This window comes from Neisseria sp. 19428wB4_WF04, assembly GCF_015235335.1.
GTDB classification, from domain to species: Bacteria; Pseudomonadota; Gammaproteobacteria; order Burkholderiales; family Neisseriaceae; genus Neisseria; species Neisseria musculi.
In genome coordinates this window covers 18,718-35,395 of sequence record NZ_JADGLG010000006.1, presented here as the reverse complement: position 1 = coordinate 35,395, position 16,678 = coordinate 18,718, and the positions used below count along the sequence as shown (strand labels likewise).

Genomic DNA, 16,678 nt, shown 5'->3' with positions numbered 1-16,678 from the left:
AGCGTGGAGAATGCAGGCTCGGCGCGCCGGCGGCATTCAGACGGCCTCACGGGCATTCACTCCCCCGCCCCGCTCACCAACGGCACGAAATTGGCTTCCTGCACACAGGTTTCGCGGTAGCCTTGCGGTGTTTTTTCAATCAGCCACAAATATTGTATACCGCCCTCATCAAGCGGCAACACCATGCGCCCGCCGATGGCAAGCTGCTGCAGCAGTGCCAGCGGTATTTCGGTGGGCGCGGCAGTAACGAGAATGCCGTCAAACGGCGCCACTTCGGGCAGCCCCAAATAACCGTCGCCGCACACCAGCCGCGCTTTGGCCAGCAAACCGGCCGCACGCAAATGCTGTTTGGCACGCTCGTGCAGCGGGCGCAAACGCTCCACCGAGAAAATTTCCGGCAACGCCAGCGCCAACAGCACGGCCGTCTGATAACCGCAGCCGGTGCCGATTTCCAGCACGCGCCGCATATTTTGCGGGGCATCTCCCAATAAAAGCTCCGTCATTCTGGCAACCGTGTAGGGCTGGGAAATGGTTTGCCCCAATCCCAGCGGCAGCGACATCTCATCATAGGCACGGGTTTGCAGGGCTTCTTCCACGAAAAGATGGCGCGGCACCCTTCCCACTGCCTGCAATACCAACGGCCCGATGCCCATCTGCGAGAGGCGGTCGGTCATGCGGCGGCGGCGGTTTTCAAAGCCTGTCCAGTTGGTGTGCATCAGGGCATCACTCCCTGCCAGAATGCTGCCACGCCGGCCGTGGTGTGATAGTCGGTCAAGTCGATTTGCAGCGGCGTAACCGTGATATAGCCCGCTTCGCTCTCGGCGAAATCGGTGCCGTTTTCACGGTCGGAAACACTGCCGGCCGGGCCTATCCAATAAACCGCTTCGCCGCGCGGGTTGCGCGCGGGCACCACGCTCTGCACATGGTGGCGGCGGCCCAGGCGGGTAATTTTGCAGCCCTGGATATCTTCGGGCGCAACGGCGGGAATGTTTACATTCCACAAAACCGGCTGCCGGGGCGGGTTTTTCAGCAGGTGCGACAACATCGTCCAGGCGGCTTTTTCGGCGGTTTCCCAATAACGGCCGCCAGAGTCGTTCAGCGAAAAGGCCACGGCGGGAATGCCCAGCAGATAGGCTTCGGTGGCTGCAGCCACCGTGCCCGAATAAAGGGTGTCGTCGCCCATGTTGGCGCCGTTGTTGATGCCCGATAAAACCAAATCGGGCTTGAACTCGGGCAGCGCGTGCAGGGCAAGGTGGATGCAGTCGGTGGGGGTGCCGCTCACATAATAAAAGCCGTTGGCGGCTTCGCGTATGTGCAGCGGGCGGTCGAGCGTGAGCGAATTGCTCACGCCGCTGCGGTCGCGCTCGGGCGCCACCACGCGCACATTGGCAAACTCTGCCGCCACCCGCGCCAGCACGGCAATGCCGGGCGCGAGATAGCCGTCGTCGTTGCAAATCAAAATGTTCATAATCAACCTTGTTTTCAGACGGCGTGAATTTTACCGATTGCCTAGCTAAGTGTCTATTTTTCAGAAATATAATACAAGGCCGTCTGAAACTTTTTTCAGACGGCCTGCCGGTTGCCCCTGCCGGTATATTCTCTAATATATGCTTGCCCGGCAATAAGCGATTTTTTCTTTTTTCAGCTTGTATTCGTTCACCAATTTTTCACGCTGTGCTTCGGCGGCTTTACGTTCTTCGAGCGGGGCACCCCAAGCGGGGTCTTTCAGGCTGTTTCTTTTATTTCGGTATTCTTCTTCCAATTGTTTGCACAGTTTCTCGTTTTGCTCCAGCTCGGTTTTGAAAGCGGTAAAATCAGATTCGGAAATTTTACTGTATGACCGGTTGTCAATTCTCAGAGTTTTGCCATCTTCCGACAGCACTACCGGAATCACACCAATGCCTATATTCACCCCCATCTCCCCTTTCTCACCCAAATCCAGCACACGGCCTTGTTTCTTGTTTCCAAAAAATCCGTTTCTTGCAATATATTTTCATTAAGCAGATAAGTTTTGCCGTATTCTTTAGTGATCGCCAATACTGCAGGAGATCCTCCGTTTTCACGTTTCCACAAGCCTACATAACGGTCGTAAGATTCGCCCGAGCAGGCGGCCAGCAACAGCGCTGCCAATACAGCCGGTAAATAACGTATATCACACTCCCAAATTGGTTGATTAATGGATAAAAATACAGTAAAGCAAAACAAAGTATTGCATTACAATTTTATTTAATCAAATTAAACAGCAATACAATCCAAAAAACGGCGGTTTGAATACCATAACCGGCATGGGCATCCGCTATGCAATCCGTTTTCTGCGCAAGAAAAAAGGCTGGACGCAACAACAGCTTGCCGATTTTGCCCACACCTCGAAAAGCAATTTTCCAACCTTGAAAACGGCAACCAGGGCTACAGCCCCGCCATGCTCCAATATCTGGCGCAGGCTTTCGGCTGCCCCGTTTCGCAAATCTTTTTGCCGGCCGAAGAGTTGGCCAAACAAAACAACCCGCCCGATCCCGACTGGCAGAAAATGCCGGCCGGGCTTCTGTTTATGCAGCTTCCCGAAGACATGCAGCCGCTGTTTAAAAAACTGTTTGTCGAAATCATCACACAACGCCGATAAGGCTTTCAGACGGCCGAATGCTTCGATAAAGCAGCCCGGCGGTATCCGCACCGCCGCACGGCAGACAGAGCCGCGCCAAACGGGCAGGCACCGCGCAGCCATTTCTCCGCAAGACGGCTTTAGGGCTGTTTTTCAAAAGCCCCAAGGGTAGCCCCCCGCGTTGTTTGCATTTTTCATTTTTTTCTGAAAACCCGCTTTAGGGCTTTGAGGGCCGTCTGAAACGACCAAAGGCACGGCAACGCCGCGCGGCTTCCGGCCGCCATCGAAAATCACGAAACCATCGTTACGGCAAAACAAAAGCCGTTCGGCGCAGGTGCAAACAAGCCGGCTTTTTCCACACTTCAGGCCGTCTGAAAAGGTTTTCAGACGGTTCAAGGTATGGCTGCACAAGCCTGCGGCCGTCTGAAACGGGTATAATCGGACAACCCCACTATCTGCATCAATCTGTTATGGACTACGAAATTGTGATTATCGGCGGCGGCTTGGTCGGCGCGGCGGCAGCGGTTGCGCTCAAACAGCAGGGGCGCGGCGTTGCCCTGCTGGAAACCCGTCCGCCCGCTGTTGATGATGATGCCGCCAAAAGCGGCTGGGATGCGCGCATCTATGCCGTCAACCCTGCCAACCGCGCCTTTTTGCAGTCGCTCGGCGCGTGGCCGTCTGAAGAGCGCGTGCAGGCGGTGCGGTGTATGGACGTGCGCGGCGACAACAGCGGGCGCATCGAATTTTCGGCCGCCGAAGCCGGCGTGCCGCAGCTTGCTTCGATTATTGAAAACCGCGGGCTGCAGGCCGCGCTGTGGCGGCAGGTGCGCGCGCTCGGCATCCCCGTGGTTACCGAAGCCGCCGCATCGCTGTCTGCCGGTGTTCAGACGGCCTCGCTCACCCTGCAAAGCGGCAAAACACTCACCGCGCAGCTGATTGTCGGCGCCGATGGGGCAAATTCCTGGGTGCGCGCGCAGGTTGGGATTGCCGTTAAAGAAACGCCTTACGGCCAACACGGCGTGGTGGCAAACTTCCACACCGAGCTCGACCACGGCGGCACTGCCTTCCAATGGTTTGCGGGCGGCGATGTGCTGGCCTATCTGCCGCTGCCCGGCCGTAATATTTCTATGGTTTGGAGCACAAGCAAACCTGAGCGGCTGACTGCGCTCCCGCCCGAAGAATTGGCCGCCGCCGCAACCGAAAAAGGCGGCGGCGTGCTCGGCAAACTCACCGCACCCTCGCCCGCGTTTACCTTTCATTTGGTGATGCGCCGCCCCGAAACCACCGTGGCGCAGCGCGTGATGCTGATCGGCGATGCCGCCCACACCGTGCACCCGTTGGCGGGGCAGGGCGTGAATCTGGGCTTCGGCGATGTGGTCGAGTTTGCGCGCATCAGCCGCCACGCGCCTGATGCAGGCGCACACCAGCTGCTGAAACGCTATGCGCAAAACCGTTTGGAGCCGGTGCGCACCATTCAGCTCGGCTGCGATGCCCTGCTGCGCCTGTTCGGCACGCAAACCTTCCCCGCCCTGCCCCTGCTGCGCAATGCGGGGCTGAACCTGGTGAATGCCGCGCCGCCGCTGAAACGCCGCTTAATCAAACACGCAATGGGTTTGCCGGGCTGAAACCAAGCCGGTTTTCCAAAGAAAACGATAAAACGCCGATGCATTTTGCCGCACGGCAGCTGCTTGAAAAATAAATGTAAAGCGGCGAACCTCGGCAGTATGGCAAAGCGGCCGGACTGTATGTGCGCCGGCGTACCGATTGCGCCGAACGACAAAGAACAGGGCAAAAGCAGTATTCTGCTGTCCAAAAGAAGCGGAACCTGCCTGCGGCTGCCGGTGTTTTGGATTGCCGCTTTTGATCGATTGGGCGCAGTTCCATGAAAACTGCCGCAATACGCGCCACTTTTACCTAAAATGAAAGCATCGGAATGTATATGGCGTTTAAATCTTGGTTTGCCGCCGCATTGCTGCTTTCTCCACCGCTTGCGGCACAAGAAATAAAAGCAGAAATTTTAAGCAAAATGGCGGTTTCACCCGCCGAGCTGGCTGAAGTTTGCCGGCAACTGCCCAAATGCGATAAAGATTCAGGTGGGTTATTCAAACGAAAATCGCCGGAAGCATACTATTTTATCGACCACACCCCGCAGCTTGCCCGCTTCACGAAAGGCTCGGCTTACCAACTCAAACAACGGTGGGATTTTGCCGATTATGTTCACGGCAGTGAAATTACCCGGGCAGCAAGCGATCCCGCCTGTCTATCCACCCCGCGCTTTATCCGCTGGGCAGAGGGCAATGGGCGGTTGCGCTTATCAAAGGGGCTTCCGACTGGTTTTCGGGCGGCTCCGCCACAGAAGAGAAAGCAGATTTCGTCCAACTCAATTCAGACGGCAGCCATCAAGTTGCCTTAAAAGATATTCCCTTTTATTACAGTTTGACGGTAAAGGCCTGTTTTCAGGAGGATGAAGAAACCCAGATACTGAAAACTTCCTATCGGAACACCGGCAAACCCTATTATCAATGGCAGGCAACCTATACTTTCACGCAATGGCCCACCCATACCCCCGAAAACAAAGCAACTGTTTACACAGAAAAGCAGCAGCTTGTGCCGTTTGAACCGCCCGGCCTGCGCCCTGATGCCCGATAACGTTCTGTGCGGTTTTGCCATAAAAAGGCCGTCTGAAAACGGTGATACGGTTTTCAGACGGCCTAGATTACCGGATATTCTTAATTACTGAATATTCTTGATGGCCGGATATTAATGAATGCTGCCGAAGCGGCCGCTGTTGAAATCACTCACGGCTTGGCGGATTTCTTCGGCGGTGTTCATCACAAACGGGCCGTAACCCACCACCGGCTCGGCAATCGGCACGCCGGAGAGCAGCAGGATTTTCACTTCTTCACTGCCTGCGGCAATGCGCACTTCGCCGCCGTCTTTTTCAAAGCTCACCAACCGGCCTGCACCCGCCTGCTCTTTGCTGTTGAAGGTTGCGTTGCCGCGCAACACCACCAGCGAGAGGCTGTGGCTTGCAGGCACGTTGATAACGGCTTCTTTGCCGGCATTCACCACCACATCCCACACGTTCATTTCGGTAAACGTTTCGGCCGCGCCTTTCACGTTTTCATGCTCGCCGGCAATCAGGCGCAGGTGGCCGGCCTGATCGGGAAGCTGCACCACGGGGATATTGTCTTTGGCCAGATGCTGGTAGCGGGCGGGGGTGTTTTTATCTTTGGCGGGCAGATTCACCCACAACTGTACCATTTCAAACATTCCGCCGTTTTTGCTGAACGCTTCTGAGTGGAACTCTTCGTGGATAATGCCCGCGCCGGCAGTCATCCACTGCACGTCGCCTTCTTTAATCACACCGCCGCCGCCGCTGGAATCGCGGTGCGCCACCTCGCCCTGATAGGCGATGGTTACGGTTTCAAAACCTTTGTGCGGGTGTTGGCCGACACCGCGCGGGCTGGAAATCCTGCCCGGCTCGAACACGCGCGGGGCGGCATAATCGAGCATCAGAAACGGGTCGGTGCCGCGGTCTTCGCCCATGTGGGAAAACAGGGGCTGCACCAGAAAGCCGTCTCCCACCCAGTGTTGGCTGTCGGCACGGTAGATTTGTTTCACATTACGCATTTCGGTTTCCTTTCGGTAGGTTAAATCATCATTTATTCGATTGTTACTGAACCTGCATTCCCGCAGCCTGTGCTTCGCGCAGCTTGGCGGGGGTAACATCGTTGCCCTCGGTGTCGATAACGGTCAGCGTGGAGAGCATATTGGTGAGCTGGCCGCACACTTTATCGATATAGGCCCGGCGCAACGCTGCGCGTTCGACCAGCTCCGCTTCGGTTAAGCCGGCGGTTTTGGCTTTGCGGGCCAATTCGTTGATGCGGTCTAATTCGGCGATACGCATAATGCGCTCCTTTCGTTTGGTTTGGCCGTCTGAAACCGTTTCAGACGGCCTTTGGGTTTTTCATTCATGCCCATAAATTTTTATAGGCTTTTTGTTTCGTTAGGCGTATTATACGAAATACAATTTTTCATACAAGTACGCACATTTTTTATACTGTAAAACCCACCCTCCAAAGGAAGCAATATGAAACAACCTGCGCCCGAACACGAAACCTGCTGCCCCGTGGTGGCCACGCTCGATATTGTCGGCGGAAAATGGAAAGTGTTGATTCTGTATCACTTAAACACCCAAACCCGCCGTTTCAACGAATTGCAGCGGCTGATGCCTGCCGTTACCCAGCGTATGCTCACACTGCAGTTGCGCGAGCTGGAAAGTGACGGCATCGTACACCGCGAGGTGTATCCGCAAGTGCCGCCGAAAGTGGAATACTCCCTCACCGAGTTCGGCCTCACATTAATGCCCGTTATCGAAGCCATGCACCGCTGGGGGCAGCAATATGCCGCCGAATGTGTGAAACATCAAAAAACAGCAGACCCGGCCGTCTGAAAACAGCCCTGCCGTCAGTTTGGCATGGCGGGTGCTTTTATCATCCGCAGCTTCGCAAAAAACAGACAGGATGCAGAATATGCAACCGCAGCACAAAAGGCCGTCTGAAACGGGCATATAAATCCACCCCGCCGCCTGCGATGCCTGTTGCACCGTCTGTGGCGGCGGCAAACGTGCCCCGACCGACTATCCCAAAGGGAAACCCTGCCCGCCAAGCCGGACAAATAAACAGTGGCCGTCTGAAAAACCGAAAAGAAAACCAAAAAGCAAAAGCCCGGGCTTTTTAAACCCAGGCTTTCAAAAAGAAACAACGGCTTATTCCAGCACCACTTCCACACGGCGGGCTTCGGCATTGTTGCCGCTGCCGGTGGCGTTTTCGGGTTTGCGCATCTCGATTTGTGACTCGGGCACGCCCAAGCCCAGCAGCGCATCGCGCACGGCGAAAGCGCGTTTTTTAGACAGTTCTTCATTTTTTGCGCGGTTGCCGGTGGCATCGTGAAAGCCTGAAATAACGGCTTTTTTGCCCTCTTTCGCGCCGTCCAGCACATCTTTCAGGGCTTCTTCGGCATTGGCCGCCAAATCGGCCTTGCCGGTGGCAAAGTAGAATTTCACCACACCGTTTTCAACCACGGCCTGCGCGCCTTCTCCTGCCGCAGCGGTTTGGGTATCGGCCAAAATCTGCTCCGCAGCGGTGCCGGATGCGGCAGCCCCGCTTTCGGCTTCACCGGCAGGTTCGGCGGCCAAAACTTCAGAAGTTTCAAAATCCTGCATTTCGGGCGCGGAAGCTGCCGCAACGGTTTCTTCAACCACCACCGCCGAGGCCTCTTGTCCGTAGCCCGGCGAGCCTTCGATTCTGCCGTTCTCCCAACCCCAAACAGCGTAAAAAAGAACCGACAATACCGACAGTGCCGCCGCACTGCCTGCAATCCATAAACCGATGCGCTGTTCTTTGTGGCCGTTGTTGTCCGACATTTGCTTTTCCTTTAAATATGAATAGCTATAAAACCTGCGGCATTATAGCGGAAAAATTTATGGTTGGCACAGGGCTGCAAACCGCAGGGGTGGTGCCGCCCGGTTAGAAACGGCACCGCCGCGCCGCAGCCCAACTTCCGCCAGGTATCTGAAAATCCGTGTAAAGCAGCCACCGCCGCAAGCCTACACAAAACCCTGCCGACACAGTAAAATGCCCGCTTTTGCGATCATCCGAACCTCGGCAAACATCATGCTCACCTTCCAACAAATCATTTTCAAACTGCAAACGTTTTGGGCCGGCAAAGGCTGCACCATCATCCAACCTTTCGATATGGAAGTGGGCGCGGGCACCAGCCACCCGGCCACCTGCCTGCGCGCACTCGGCCCCGAGCCGTGGTTTGCCGCTTATGTGCAGCCGAGCCGCCGCCCCAAAGACGGCCGCTACGGCAACAATCCCAACCGTCTGCAACACTATTACCAGTTTCAGGTAGCCTTAAAGCCCGCGCCGGCCGATATTCAGGATTTATATCTGGATTCGCTGCGCGAACTGGGCATCGACCCCAAAGTGCACGATATCCGCTTTGTGGAAGACGATTGGGAAAACCCCACCCTCGGCGCATGGGGCTTGGGCTGGGAAGTATGGCTCAACGGCATGGAAGTTACCCAGTTTACCTATTTCCAGCAGGTGGGCGGCATCGACTGCTCGCCCGTGTTGGGCGAAATCACCTACGGCATCGAGCGTTTGGCCATGTATCTGCAAGGCGTGGAAAACGTGTATGACTTGGTGTGGAGCCTCACGCCCGGCGGCCAAACCGTTACCTACGGCGATGTGTACCACCAAAACGAAGTGGAGCAGTCGGCCTATAACTTCGAATACAGCGATGCCCGGTGGCTGCTGGAGCAGTTTAACGGCTACGAAGCCCAAGCCAAACGTTTGCTTGAAACAGACGCAGGCCTGGCACTGCCCGCCTACGAGTTGGTGCTCAAGGCCGGCCACACGTTCAACCTGCTCGATGCGCGCGGCGCGATTTCGGTAACCGAGCGCGCCGCCTATATCGGCCGCATCCGCGCCTTAAGCCGCACTGCGGCGCAGAAATTTGTGGAAAGCCGCGAGAAGCTGGGCTTTCCGCTGCTGAAACGGCAAGCCGCTTAAAACAGGGTTTTCAGACGGCCGCAAGGCTTACAGGCCGTCTGAAAACGCCTTGCAACATTTTTCAAACGGCCCGGACTTTATGATAGAAAAACTCACCTTCGGCCTCTTCACCAAAGAAGATTCGCATAACTTTATGCGGCTGATGAAATATGTGCGCCCCTATAAAGGCCGCATCATTTGGGCTTTGGCCGCCATTTTCGGTGTGGCCGCCACCGAAAGCTATCTGGCCGCCTTTATCGCGCCTTTGGTCAATCAGGGCTTCGCACCGCCCACCGCCCCACCCGAACCCTCCACCGCCACCGGCATCATCGCCGCCCTGCAAAACTGGAGAATGCAGTTCACCTATATGATTTGGGGCACGCCCGACAAAGTGTGGGTCGTGCCGGTGTTTTTTATCGTTTTGGTGATGATACGCGGCATCTGCCGCTTCGCCAGCACTTATCTGATGACTTGGGTTTCGGTGATGGCCATCAGCCATGTGCGCCGCGACATGTTTGCCAAAATGCTGCTGCTCTCGCCGAAATTCCATCAAGAAACACCTTCCGGCCATGTGTTGATGAACATGGTTCAGATGGCCGAACAATCCATCAGCAACGCCAGCAATGTGTTTATCACCCTCACCCGCGACACGTTAATCGTTATCGGCCTGGTGTGTGTGCTGCTCTATCTCAACTGGCAGCTCAGCCTGATTGTGGCGCTGATGTTCCCGCTGCTCTCGCTGCTCTCGCGCTACTACCGCAACCGCCTCAAACACATCATCGCCTCCGCCCAGCAAAGCATCGGCACACTCAACAACGTGGTAAACGAAGTACACCAGGGGCACAGCGTGGTAAAACTCTTCGGCGGTCAAGAGCAGGCCGCCGGCCGTTTTGCCGAAGTAAACAACACCATCGTGAGGCTGGGCAAAAAAATCACCCAGGCCACCGCCGCCCGCTCGCCGTTCAGCGAATTAATCGCTTCTTTCGCCTTGTCAGTGGTGATTTTCATCGCCCTGTGGCAGAGCCAAAACGGCTACACCACCATCGGCGAATTTATGGCCTTTATCGTGGCCATGCTGCAAATGCTCGGTCCGATTAAAAACCTTGCCAACATCAGCATTCCCATGCAGACCATGTTTCTGGCTTCAGACGGCGTGTGCCAGTTTTTAGACAACGAACCCGAAAAAGACACCGGCACCCAAACCCTGCACAACGTTACCGGCCGTCTGAAATTCGAAAACATCGATGTGCGCTACCGCGCAGACGGCAAAAAAGCGCTCGACAACTTCAATCTCGACATCCGCCCCGGCGAGCGCGTGGCGCTGGTCGGCCGCTCCGGCAGCGGCAAAACCACCGTGGTCAACCTGCTGCCGCGTTTTGTGGAGCCGAGCGCAGGCGCGGTTTGGCTGGACGGTGCCAATATCGCCGACCTCACCCTGGCCAACCTGCGCGCGCAATTCGCCCTGGTGTCGCAAGACGTGTTTCTGTTTGACGACACCCTCTTGGCCAACGTGCGCTACGGCCGCCCCGAAGCAAGCGAAGAAGAAGTGCTGGCCGCGCTGAACGCCGCCAACCTGCAAGACTTGGTAAACCTCTCGCCGCACGGCCTGCACCAACCCATCGGCGCCAACGGCAACCAGCTTTCAGGCGGCCAACGCCAGCGCGTATCCATTGCCCGCGCCATCTTGAAAAACGCCCCGATACTGCTGCTTGACGAAGCCACCAGCGCGCTGGACAACGAATCCGAACGCCTCGTGCAGCAAGCCCTCGAGCGCCTGATGCACGGCCGCACCAGCATCATCGTTGCCCACCGCCTGAGCACCATCGAACAGGCCGACCGCATCATTGTGATGGACGAAGGCCGCATCATCGAGCAAGGTTCGCATCAAGAGTTAATGAAAAAAGGCGGCTATTACGCCGCATTGAGCAATATGCCCAAACAAGCCGGCAACCCTTAACACCATGCGTTTCAGACGGCCTCGGGTTTGCGGCTGCTCATTCAAACACCGGGCAGGTTTGCATCGGTATTATTCAAAGGCCGGGAATAAAAGATCTGCAGAACAGCACGATATGTTGGCCTGCGTTTTGCAACATTGGCTTTCAGCATCAGGAGAGAATCAAATGAAGCCGTTTATCAGCATAGGCATATTGGCCTACAACAACCCCGTTTCCGAAATTTCCCGCTGTTTGGAAGCGGTTTTCAGCCAAACCTACGGCGCAGAAAATTTCGAGGTGCTTATCCGCAACCAAGGCAGCAGAAAGCTCGTGGCAGAGATGGAAACCCTGGCTGCCGCCAAAGGGTGGCCGGTTAAAATTTACGAAGGCGAAAATCTTGGCTTCGGCGGCGGCCACAACCGCATTTTTGCAGAAACATCCCCCCACTCTACCGCCTATCTCTGCATGAACCCCGATGGTTTTCTGCACGATCAAGGCTTGGAAAAACTGGTTGCCTTTGCCTGCAAAACCGATTGGCACGGCTTGGTCGAAGCCATACAGGAGCCGATCATGCACCCGAAAACATTCAACCCTGCAACCGGGCTGACCGGCTGGTGTTCGGGCGCATGTGTGCTGATTCCCAATGAAATCTATAAAAAAATACATGGTTTTGACGAAGATTTCTTTTTATATTGCGAAGATGTGGATTTATCGTGGCGGGCAAAAGCGGCAGGTTTCCACTGCTACACCTGCGCCGATGCGCTGTTTTTCCACTATGCCATGGAAAGGCAGTCGAGAGAGTCGGAAATCTGGCGTGCCGCCACTTGTCTCGCACATAAATGGCGTGCCGAAAAATTTCAAAACACAGCCTTGAATATATGGATGAAATATGTGGATTTGAGCAAAAAAGATTTGTTGCAGCAGCTTGAAAAAATCCCGCAACACTCGGTTGAAGAAGTGTTGAAAGCCAATCCCGATTTCAATAACGGCTTGCATTTCGCGCAGCCTATGTGGAGCTGAACATGAATCAAACCGTTTCTGTCGTTATCCGCACCATGCCCGGGCGCGAGCATTTTTTAGATAAATGCCTGTTTATTTTATCCGGCCAGCAACATCATGATTTAGAACCCATTATTGTTTCCCAATGCAAAACCCGAACAGATTCGTTGGAAAAAACCCGGCTGCTGATTGAGAAATGGCAAAAATACTACCCCAATATCCGCTTTTTACACCATGTATCGGAAGCCGATGCACGCTCGCTCAGTTTAAACATGGGCATGGAAGCCGCTACCGGAAGATATCTGGCCTTTTTGGACGATGACGACAAAGTTTATCCCCATCATTACCAACAGCTGGTTCAGGCATTGCAAAAAAGCAAATTTGCTTGGGCTTACAGCGGCATTGTCAGGGCAGATTTCAACAAAGACGGGCAACTGATATCACGCAGCTATCCTTTCTATCAAGGAGAGTATTCGTTTCACGAACATATGAAAAACAACTTTATCCCAATTCACTCTTTTGTGTTGGATAGGGAAAGGGCCGGCGGTCTCGGCACAGTAAATGAGCAGCTGTGCAAAAATGAAGACTATGAATTTCTACTGCGCCTGGCCTTTAGGCATGAACCGCTGCGTGTTCCGGGGCACAGTGCGGAATACTGCATACGCTCAGACGGCAGCAATACGATCTTATCGGGCGGTGCCGTAACTTCACACGAAGCCATGCAGAAAAGAGAAGCATGGCATGAAGCCGACCGCCAATTGTACCGGCTAAAAGTAAAACACTTCGGCTGGTGGGTAAAAGAAATCGACACCATTGCAGTCAATCCTATTTTCAACGGCAGCCCGGCAAACAGTTTGCCGGCCTCGCAACACCTGGTCGATATTTACCGTTCCCACACTTGGAAAATCATCCGCTTCGGTAAAAAAATCAATTGGGCAATGCGCGGCAGGCCGAAAAAACGCAACATTATTCCCCCAACAGCAGGAGCAGAGGCAGAATTATTCAAAATAATATTTTCACCGGCTTGGCTGCTGTTTAGCCCCCTGTATTGTTTGGAGCAGTCGGTGAGAAAACTGTTTAGAAAACAGCGAGTGAGCTAACGGCATTTTCAGACGGCCTGCATCATAACCGGCCGCATAGGCCGAGACCAAAACATACCTTAAGGCCGTCTGAAAAACACATCCGCAAACTATAAAAACGCTTATGAACAACCCCATCGAAATCTACCAAACCCCCGATGGCCACACCCATGTGGAAGTGCGCTTCGGGCAGGAAACCGTTTGGCTGTCGCAGACGCAGATGGTGCAACTGTTCGGCAGAGACCAATCTGTGATTTCCCGCCATATCAACAATGCGGTTGACAAAGGTGAAATCAGTGAAAAAGCAATATGCAAAAAATGCATATTGCTTCTGCCGACCGGCCGGTTACCTTTTATGACCTTGAAACCATTATTTCGGCGGGCTACCGCATCAAGTCCCCGCACGGCGTTGCGTTCCGCCGTTGGGCAACCGGCCGTCTGAAAGACTATCTGCCCAAGGGCTACACGCTCAACCAAAAGCGTTTGCAGCAGAATGCCGGTGAGCTGCATCAGGCTTTGGCGCTGATTCAGAAAACCGCCGCATCGCCCGACAACCATACAAAGCGGGCGCGGGCTGGTGGATATTGTCAGCCGCTACACGCAAATGTTTTTGTGGTTGCAGCAATATGATGAAGGGCTGCTGAGCAAGCGGCTCGGCGAAAATGGCGGCACTCTGCCGACCGCAGCCGGACGCAGCATGCTGTGGCAGGTTAAAAATGCAATTGATACAGCGGGGCGAAGCCACCGAATTGTTCGCCCGCGAACGCGGCAACGGCCTGGAAGCCCTGTTGGGCAATCCGGCACAAACCGTTTTCGGCAAAGCAGCCTGTCCCGGCATGGAGGGCAAGGCCGCGCATTTATTGTATTTTGTTGTGAAAAACCACCCGTTTGCAGACAGCAACAAGCGCAGTAATGCCTTTTGATTTGCCGATTTTCTGCACCGCAACGGCAGGTTGCGGACAAACACGGCAACCCCGTGATTAACGACACCGAGCTGGCAGCTTTAACGCTGCTGGTGGCAGAATCCAACCCCAAACAAAAAGAAACTTTAATCCGCCTGATGATGCACATGCTGAATCAAGCCGTCTGAAAGCCTGTTGAAACCCTTAACCGAACAAACACAAAAAGAAAGCAACAACAATGACCCAAACCCTGTTAATCGAACTCTTAACCGAAGAGCTTCCTCCCAAAGCCCTCGATAATCTCGGCAACCACTTTGCCGCCTCCGTTGCCGAAGGGCTGGAAAAAGCGCAATTAACAGACGGCAGCGCCGGCTACACCGCCTATGCCTCACCGCGCCGCCTGGCCGTGCAGGTAGAAAACGTGAAAACCGTGCAGGCCGACCGGCTGGTGGTAAAAAAAGGCCCCGCCGCCGCCCACGCCGTGAAAGACGGCAACCCCACCCCCGCCCTGGCAGGATTCGCCCGCTCGGCCGGCGTGGAAATTGCCGACTTGAAAATCATCCATGACGGCAAACAAAATGTTTATGCCCACGAGTTTACCCAAGCGGGCAAACCTTTGGGCGAACTGCTGGAAGACATTCTCAGCCAAGCGGTGAAAAAGCTGCCGATTCCCAAAGTGATGCGCTGGGGCAGCAGCACACACACCTTCGTGCGCCCCGTGCACGGGCTGGTGGCCATGCACGGCGCAGACACCGTGCCCGTATCGGTGTTGGGGTTGCAGAGCCGCAACTTCACCCTCGGCCACCGTTTTCTTTCAGACGGCCCGATTGTGCTGGCCGATGCCGACAGCTACGCCGTGCAACTGAAAAACGAAGGCAGGGTGATGGCTTCGTTTGCCGAGCGCAAAACCGCCATTCAGACGGCCTTAACCCGGCAGGCAGTCCGCTTGAACGCCACCGTGGCCGCCGATGATGCCTTGTTGGAAGAAGTTACCGCGCTGGTGGAATGGCCGGTGGTGCTGGAAGCCGGTTTTGAAGAACATTTTCTCGCCGTGCCGCAGGAATGCCTGATTCTCACCATGCAGCAAAACCAGAAATATTTTCCGCTGCTGGATAAAAATGGCAGACTAATCAACCGCTTTCTGCTGGTTTCCAACCTGCAGGCCGAAGACCCTTCGCATATCGTTCGCGGCAACGAGCGCGTGTTGCGCGCGCGGCTGGCCGATGCCGAGTTTTTCTACAGGCAAGACCAAAAAACCACGCTCGAAAGCCGTTTGCCGAAATTGTCGCAAGTGGTGTACCACAACAAACTGGGCAGCCAGGCCGAACGCATCGAACGGCTCGCCGCCGTCAGCCGCCATATTGCCGCCGCCCTGGGCGCCGATGTCGATGCCGCCGAGCGCGCCACCTGCCTATCCAAAGCCGATTTGGTCACCGAAATGGTGGGCGAGTTTCCCGAACTGCAAGGCACAATGGGCAAATACTACGCCCTTTCGGACGGCGAAACCGAAGAAACCGCCAACGCCATCGAGCAGCATTACCGGCCACGCTTTGCCGGCGACCAACTGCCGGAAGGCAAAATTGCCACCGCCGCCGCGCTGGCCGACAAGCTGGAAACGCTGGTCGGCATTTGGGGCATCGGCCTGATTCCCACCGGCGATAAAGACCCCTACGCGCTGCGCCGCTCCGCCCTGGGCATTCTGCGTATGCTGATGAACAGCGATTTGAGCATCAGCGATGTGCTGCAAGCCGCTTATGCCGCCTTCCCCGCCGGCAGGCTGGCCGGTAACACGCTCGCCGAAGTGGCCGAATTTATGCAGGCGCGGCTGGCGGTGCTGCTGCAAAACGACTATCCGCAAGACGTGGCGGCCGCTGTGCTGGCCAAGCAACCCGACCGCCTCAACGATCTTCCCGCCAAACTGCAAGCGGTGGAAGCATTTAAAAAACTGCCCGAAGCCGCCGCGCTCACCGCTGCCAACAAGCGTGTGCAAAACCTGCTGAAAAAAGCCGATGCCCAACCGGGTGCAGTAAACGAAAGCTTGTTGCAGCAGGCCGAAGAGCAGGCCTTGTTTGCCGCTTCGCAAGCCTTGCAGCCGAAAATCGATGCCGCGCTGGCCGCGCAGGATTTTCAGACGGCCTTAACCGGGTTGGCCGCCATCAAACCGCAGGTCGATGCCTTTTTCGACAGCGTGATGGTGATGGCCGATGATGCCGCCGTGAAACAAAACCGCCTCAACCTGCTCAACCAGCTGGCCTCTCAAATGAACGCGGTGGCCGATATCGCGCTGTTGGGCGGCTGATACACTCCTGCCGGCACAAGGCCGTCTGAACCCTAAAACCGGGCGGTTTGACCAAACGGTTTTCAAGGGCGCAATCCTGTATTGCGCAGGATTGCGCCCTTTTCCATTCACGTCTTGCCCCGTTATCACGCCTTTGCCGTTATCACGGGTCTGAACCGAACGGCAAACCTGCCCCGGCCGCCCGAAACGCCCTGTTTCCCAACCCCGCCGTACCGCGCGGTATCCAAAAAATATGTATCTCACCGTTTCAACATTTTCAGACGGCCGAAGCCCTTTATAAAACACTTTGAGGCCGTCTGAAAGGCT

General features: G+C 55.4%; 21 protein-coding genes. 12 read left to right on the top strand and 9 right to left on the bottom strand.

Annotated elements, in window-relative coordinates; genetic code table 11:
- Positions 1–56: 56 nt before the first annotated feature.
- The 4 genes from IR141_RS02640 to IR141_RS02625 form a co-directional block, all read right to left on the bottom strand.
- A complete protein-coding gene (locus tag IR141_RS02640) occupies positions 57–716 on the bottom strand; it encodes a protein-L-isoaspartate(D-aspartate) O-methyltransferase (protein ID WP_135034136.1) in 660 nt (219 codons plus the stop codon).
- Positions 716–1,468, bottom strand: coding sequence for a 5'/3'-nucleotidase SurE (surE, locus tag IR141_RS02635; protein WP_135034135.1), 753 nt, complete (start codon positions 1,466–1,468; stop codon positions 716–718). Before surE ends, IR141_RS02640 begins: the two co-directional genes overlap by 1 nt.
- A gap of 132 nt (positions 1,469–1,600) precedes the next feature.
- Positions 1,601–1,945, bottom strand: a complete 345-nt coding sequence (locus tag IR141_RS02630) for a hypothetical protein (protein ID WP_135034134.1) — start codon at positions 1,943–1,945, stop codon at positions 1,601–1,603.
- Positions 1,909–2,205: a hypothetical protein gene (locus IR141_RS02625; protein ID WP_135034133.1), complete on the bottom strand. Its 297-nt coding sequence runs from the start codon at positions 2,203–2,205 to the stop codon at positions 1,909–1,911. The genes IR141_RS02630 and IR141_RS02625 overlap by 37 nt, the downstream gene beginning before the upstream one ends.
- Positions 2,206–2,419: 214 nt before the next feature.
- Here IR141_RS02625 and IR141_RS13335 point away from each other — a divergent pair, with 214 nt between their 5' ends.
- Positions 2,420–2,620: a hypothetical protein gene (locus tag IR141_RS13335; protein WP_228068135.1), complete on the top strand. Its 201-nt coding sequence runs from the start codon at positions 2,420–2,422 to the stop codon at positions 2,618–2,620.
- A 132-nt stretch (positions 2,621–2,752) separates the two neighbouring features.
- Here IR141_RS13335 and IR141_RS02615 read toward each other — a convergent pair whose 3' ends face one another.
- On the bottom strand, positions 2,753–3,010 hold the full coding sequence (locus tag IR141_RS02615) for a hypothetical protein (RefSeq protein ID WP_135034132.1): 258 nt from the start codon (positions 3,008–3,010) through the stop codon (positions 2,753–2,755).
- 59 nt (positions 3,011–3,069) lie between these two features.
- Between IR141_RS02615 and IR141_RS02610 the strand changes: the two genes are divergently transcribed.
- Complete coding sequence (locus IR141_RS02610; protein WP_135034131.1) at positions 3,070–4,224, top strand: FAD-dependent monooxygenase; 1,155 nt, start codon at positions 3,070–3,072, stop codon at positions 4,222–4,224.
- Here the strand turns inward: IR141_RS02610 and IR141_RS02605 are convergent.
- Complete coding sequence (locus IR141_RS02605) at positions 4,192–4,497, bottom strand: hypothetical protein (RefSeq protein WP_135034130.1); 306 nt, start codon at positions 4,495–4,497, stop codon at positions 4,192–4,194. The genes IR141_RS02610 and IR141_RS02605 overlap by 33 nt on opposite strands.
- A gap of 41 nt (positions 4,498–4,538) precedes the next feature.
- Between IR141_RS02605 and IR141_RS02600 the strand changes: the two genes are divergently transcribed.
- Positions 4,539–5,012 (top strand): hypothetical protein, encoded by a 474-nt coding sequence (locus tag IR141_RS02600; RefSeq protein ID WP_135034129.1) that lies wholly within the window; start codon positions 4,539–4,541, stop codon positions 5,010–5,012.
- A 347-nt stretch (positions 5,013–5,359) separates the two neighbouring features.
- On the opposite strand, the gene IR141_RS02595 is transcribed toward IR141_RS02600, so the two are convergent.
- Together IR141_RS02595 and IR141_RS02590 are read right to left on the bottom strand one after the other, a co-directional pair.
- Complete coding sequence (locus tag IR141_RS02595; protein ID WP_135034128.1) at positions 5,360–6,232, bottom strand: pirin family protein; 873 nt, start codon at positions 6,230–6,232, stop codon at positions 5,360–5,362.
- A gap of 43 nt (positions 6,233–6,275) precedes the next feature.
- On the bottom strand, positions 6,276–6,509 hold the full coding sequence (locus IR141_RS02590; RefSeq protein ID WP_135034127.1) for a DUF896 domain-containing protein: 234 nt from the start codon (positions 6,507–6,509) through the stop codon (positions 6,276–6,278).
- Positions 6,510–6,692: 183 nt separating this feature from the next.
- On the opposite strand from IR141_RS02590, the gene IR141_RS02585 reads away from it, so the two are divergent.
- Positions 6,693–7,055 carry a helix-turn-helix domain-containing protein gene (locus tag IR141_RS02585; protein WP_135034126.1) on the top strand — a complete coding sequence of 121 codons (363 nt, stop codon included), beginning with the start codon at positions 6,693–6,695 and terminating at the stop codon, positions 7,053–7,055.
- Between the two features lie 315 nt (positions 7,056–7,370).
- Here IR141_RS02585 and IR141_RS02580 read toward each other — a convergent pair whose 3' ends face one another.
- Positions 7,371–8,027 (bottom strand): OmpA family protein, encoded by a 657-nt coding sequence (locus IR141_RS02580; RefSeq protein WP_135034125.1) that lies wholly within the window; start codon positions 8,025–8,027, stop codon positions 7,371–7,373.
- A gap of 250 nt (positions 8,028–8,277) precedes the next feature.
- Between IR141_RS02580 and glyQ the strand changes: the two genes are divergently transcribed.
- From glyQ to glyS, 8 genes are all read left to right on the top strand, one after another.
- Complete coding sequence (gene glyQ / locus IR141_RS02575; RefSeq protein WP_135034124.1) at positions 8,278–9,180, top strand: glycine--tRNA ligase subunit alpha; 903 nt, start codon at positions 8,278–8,280, stop codon at positions 9,178–9,180.
- A gap of 79 nt (positions 9,181–9,259) precedes the next feature.
- Positions 9,260–11,116, top strand: a complete 1,857-nt coding sequence (msbA, locus tag IR141_RS02570; protein WP_135034123.1) for a lipid A export permease/ATP-binding protein MsbA — start codon at positions 9,260–9,262, stop codon at positions 11,114–11,116.
- A gap of 163 nt (positions 11,117–11,279) precedes the next feature.
- Positions 11,280–12,113, top strand: a complete 834-nt coding sequence (locus IR141_RS02565) for a glycosyltransferase family 2 protein (RefSeq protein ID WP_135034122.1) — start codon at positions 11,280–11,282, stop codon at positions 12,111–12,113.
- Between the two features lie 2 nt (positions 12,114–12,115).
- Complete coding sequence (locus tag IR141_RS02560) at positions 12,116–13,192, top strand: glycosyltransferase family 2 protein (RefSeq protein ID WP_135034121.1); 1,077 nt, start codon at positions 12,116–12,118, stop codon at positions 13,190–13,192.
- A 288-nt stretch (positions 13,193–13,480) separates the two neighbouring features.
- Entirely contained in the window at positions 13,481–13,801 is a 321-nt protein-coding gene (rhuM, locus tag IR141_RS02555) for a RhuM family protein (RefSeq protein WP_167742995.1), read from the top strand.
- Positions 13,802–13,887: 86 nt separating this feature from the next.
- Positions 13,888–14,094: a Fic family protein gene (locus tag IR141_RS13330; RefSeq protein WP_228068134.1), complete on the top strand. Its 207-nt coding sequence runs from the start codon at positions 13,888–13,890 to the stop codon at positions 14,092–14,094.
- Positions 14,091–14,261 (top strand): hypothetical protein, encoded by a 171-nt coding sequence (locus tag IR141_RS13325; RefSeq protein ID WP_228068133.1) that lies wholly within the window; start codon positions 14,091–14,093, stop codon positions 14,259–14,261. Before IR141_RS13330 ends, IR141_RS13325 begins: the two co-directional genes overlap by 4 nt.
- Positions 14,262–14,311: 50 nt before the next feature.
- Entirely contained in the window at positions 14,312–16,372 is a 2,061-nt protein-coding gene (gene glyS / locus IR141_RS02545; RefSeq protein WP_135034120.1) for a glycine--tRNA ligase subunit beta, read from the top strand.
- The last annotated feature ends 306 nt before the right edge of the window (positions 16,373–16,678 follow it).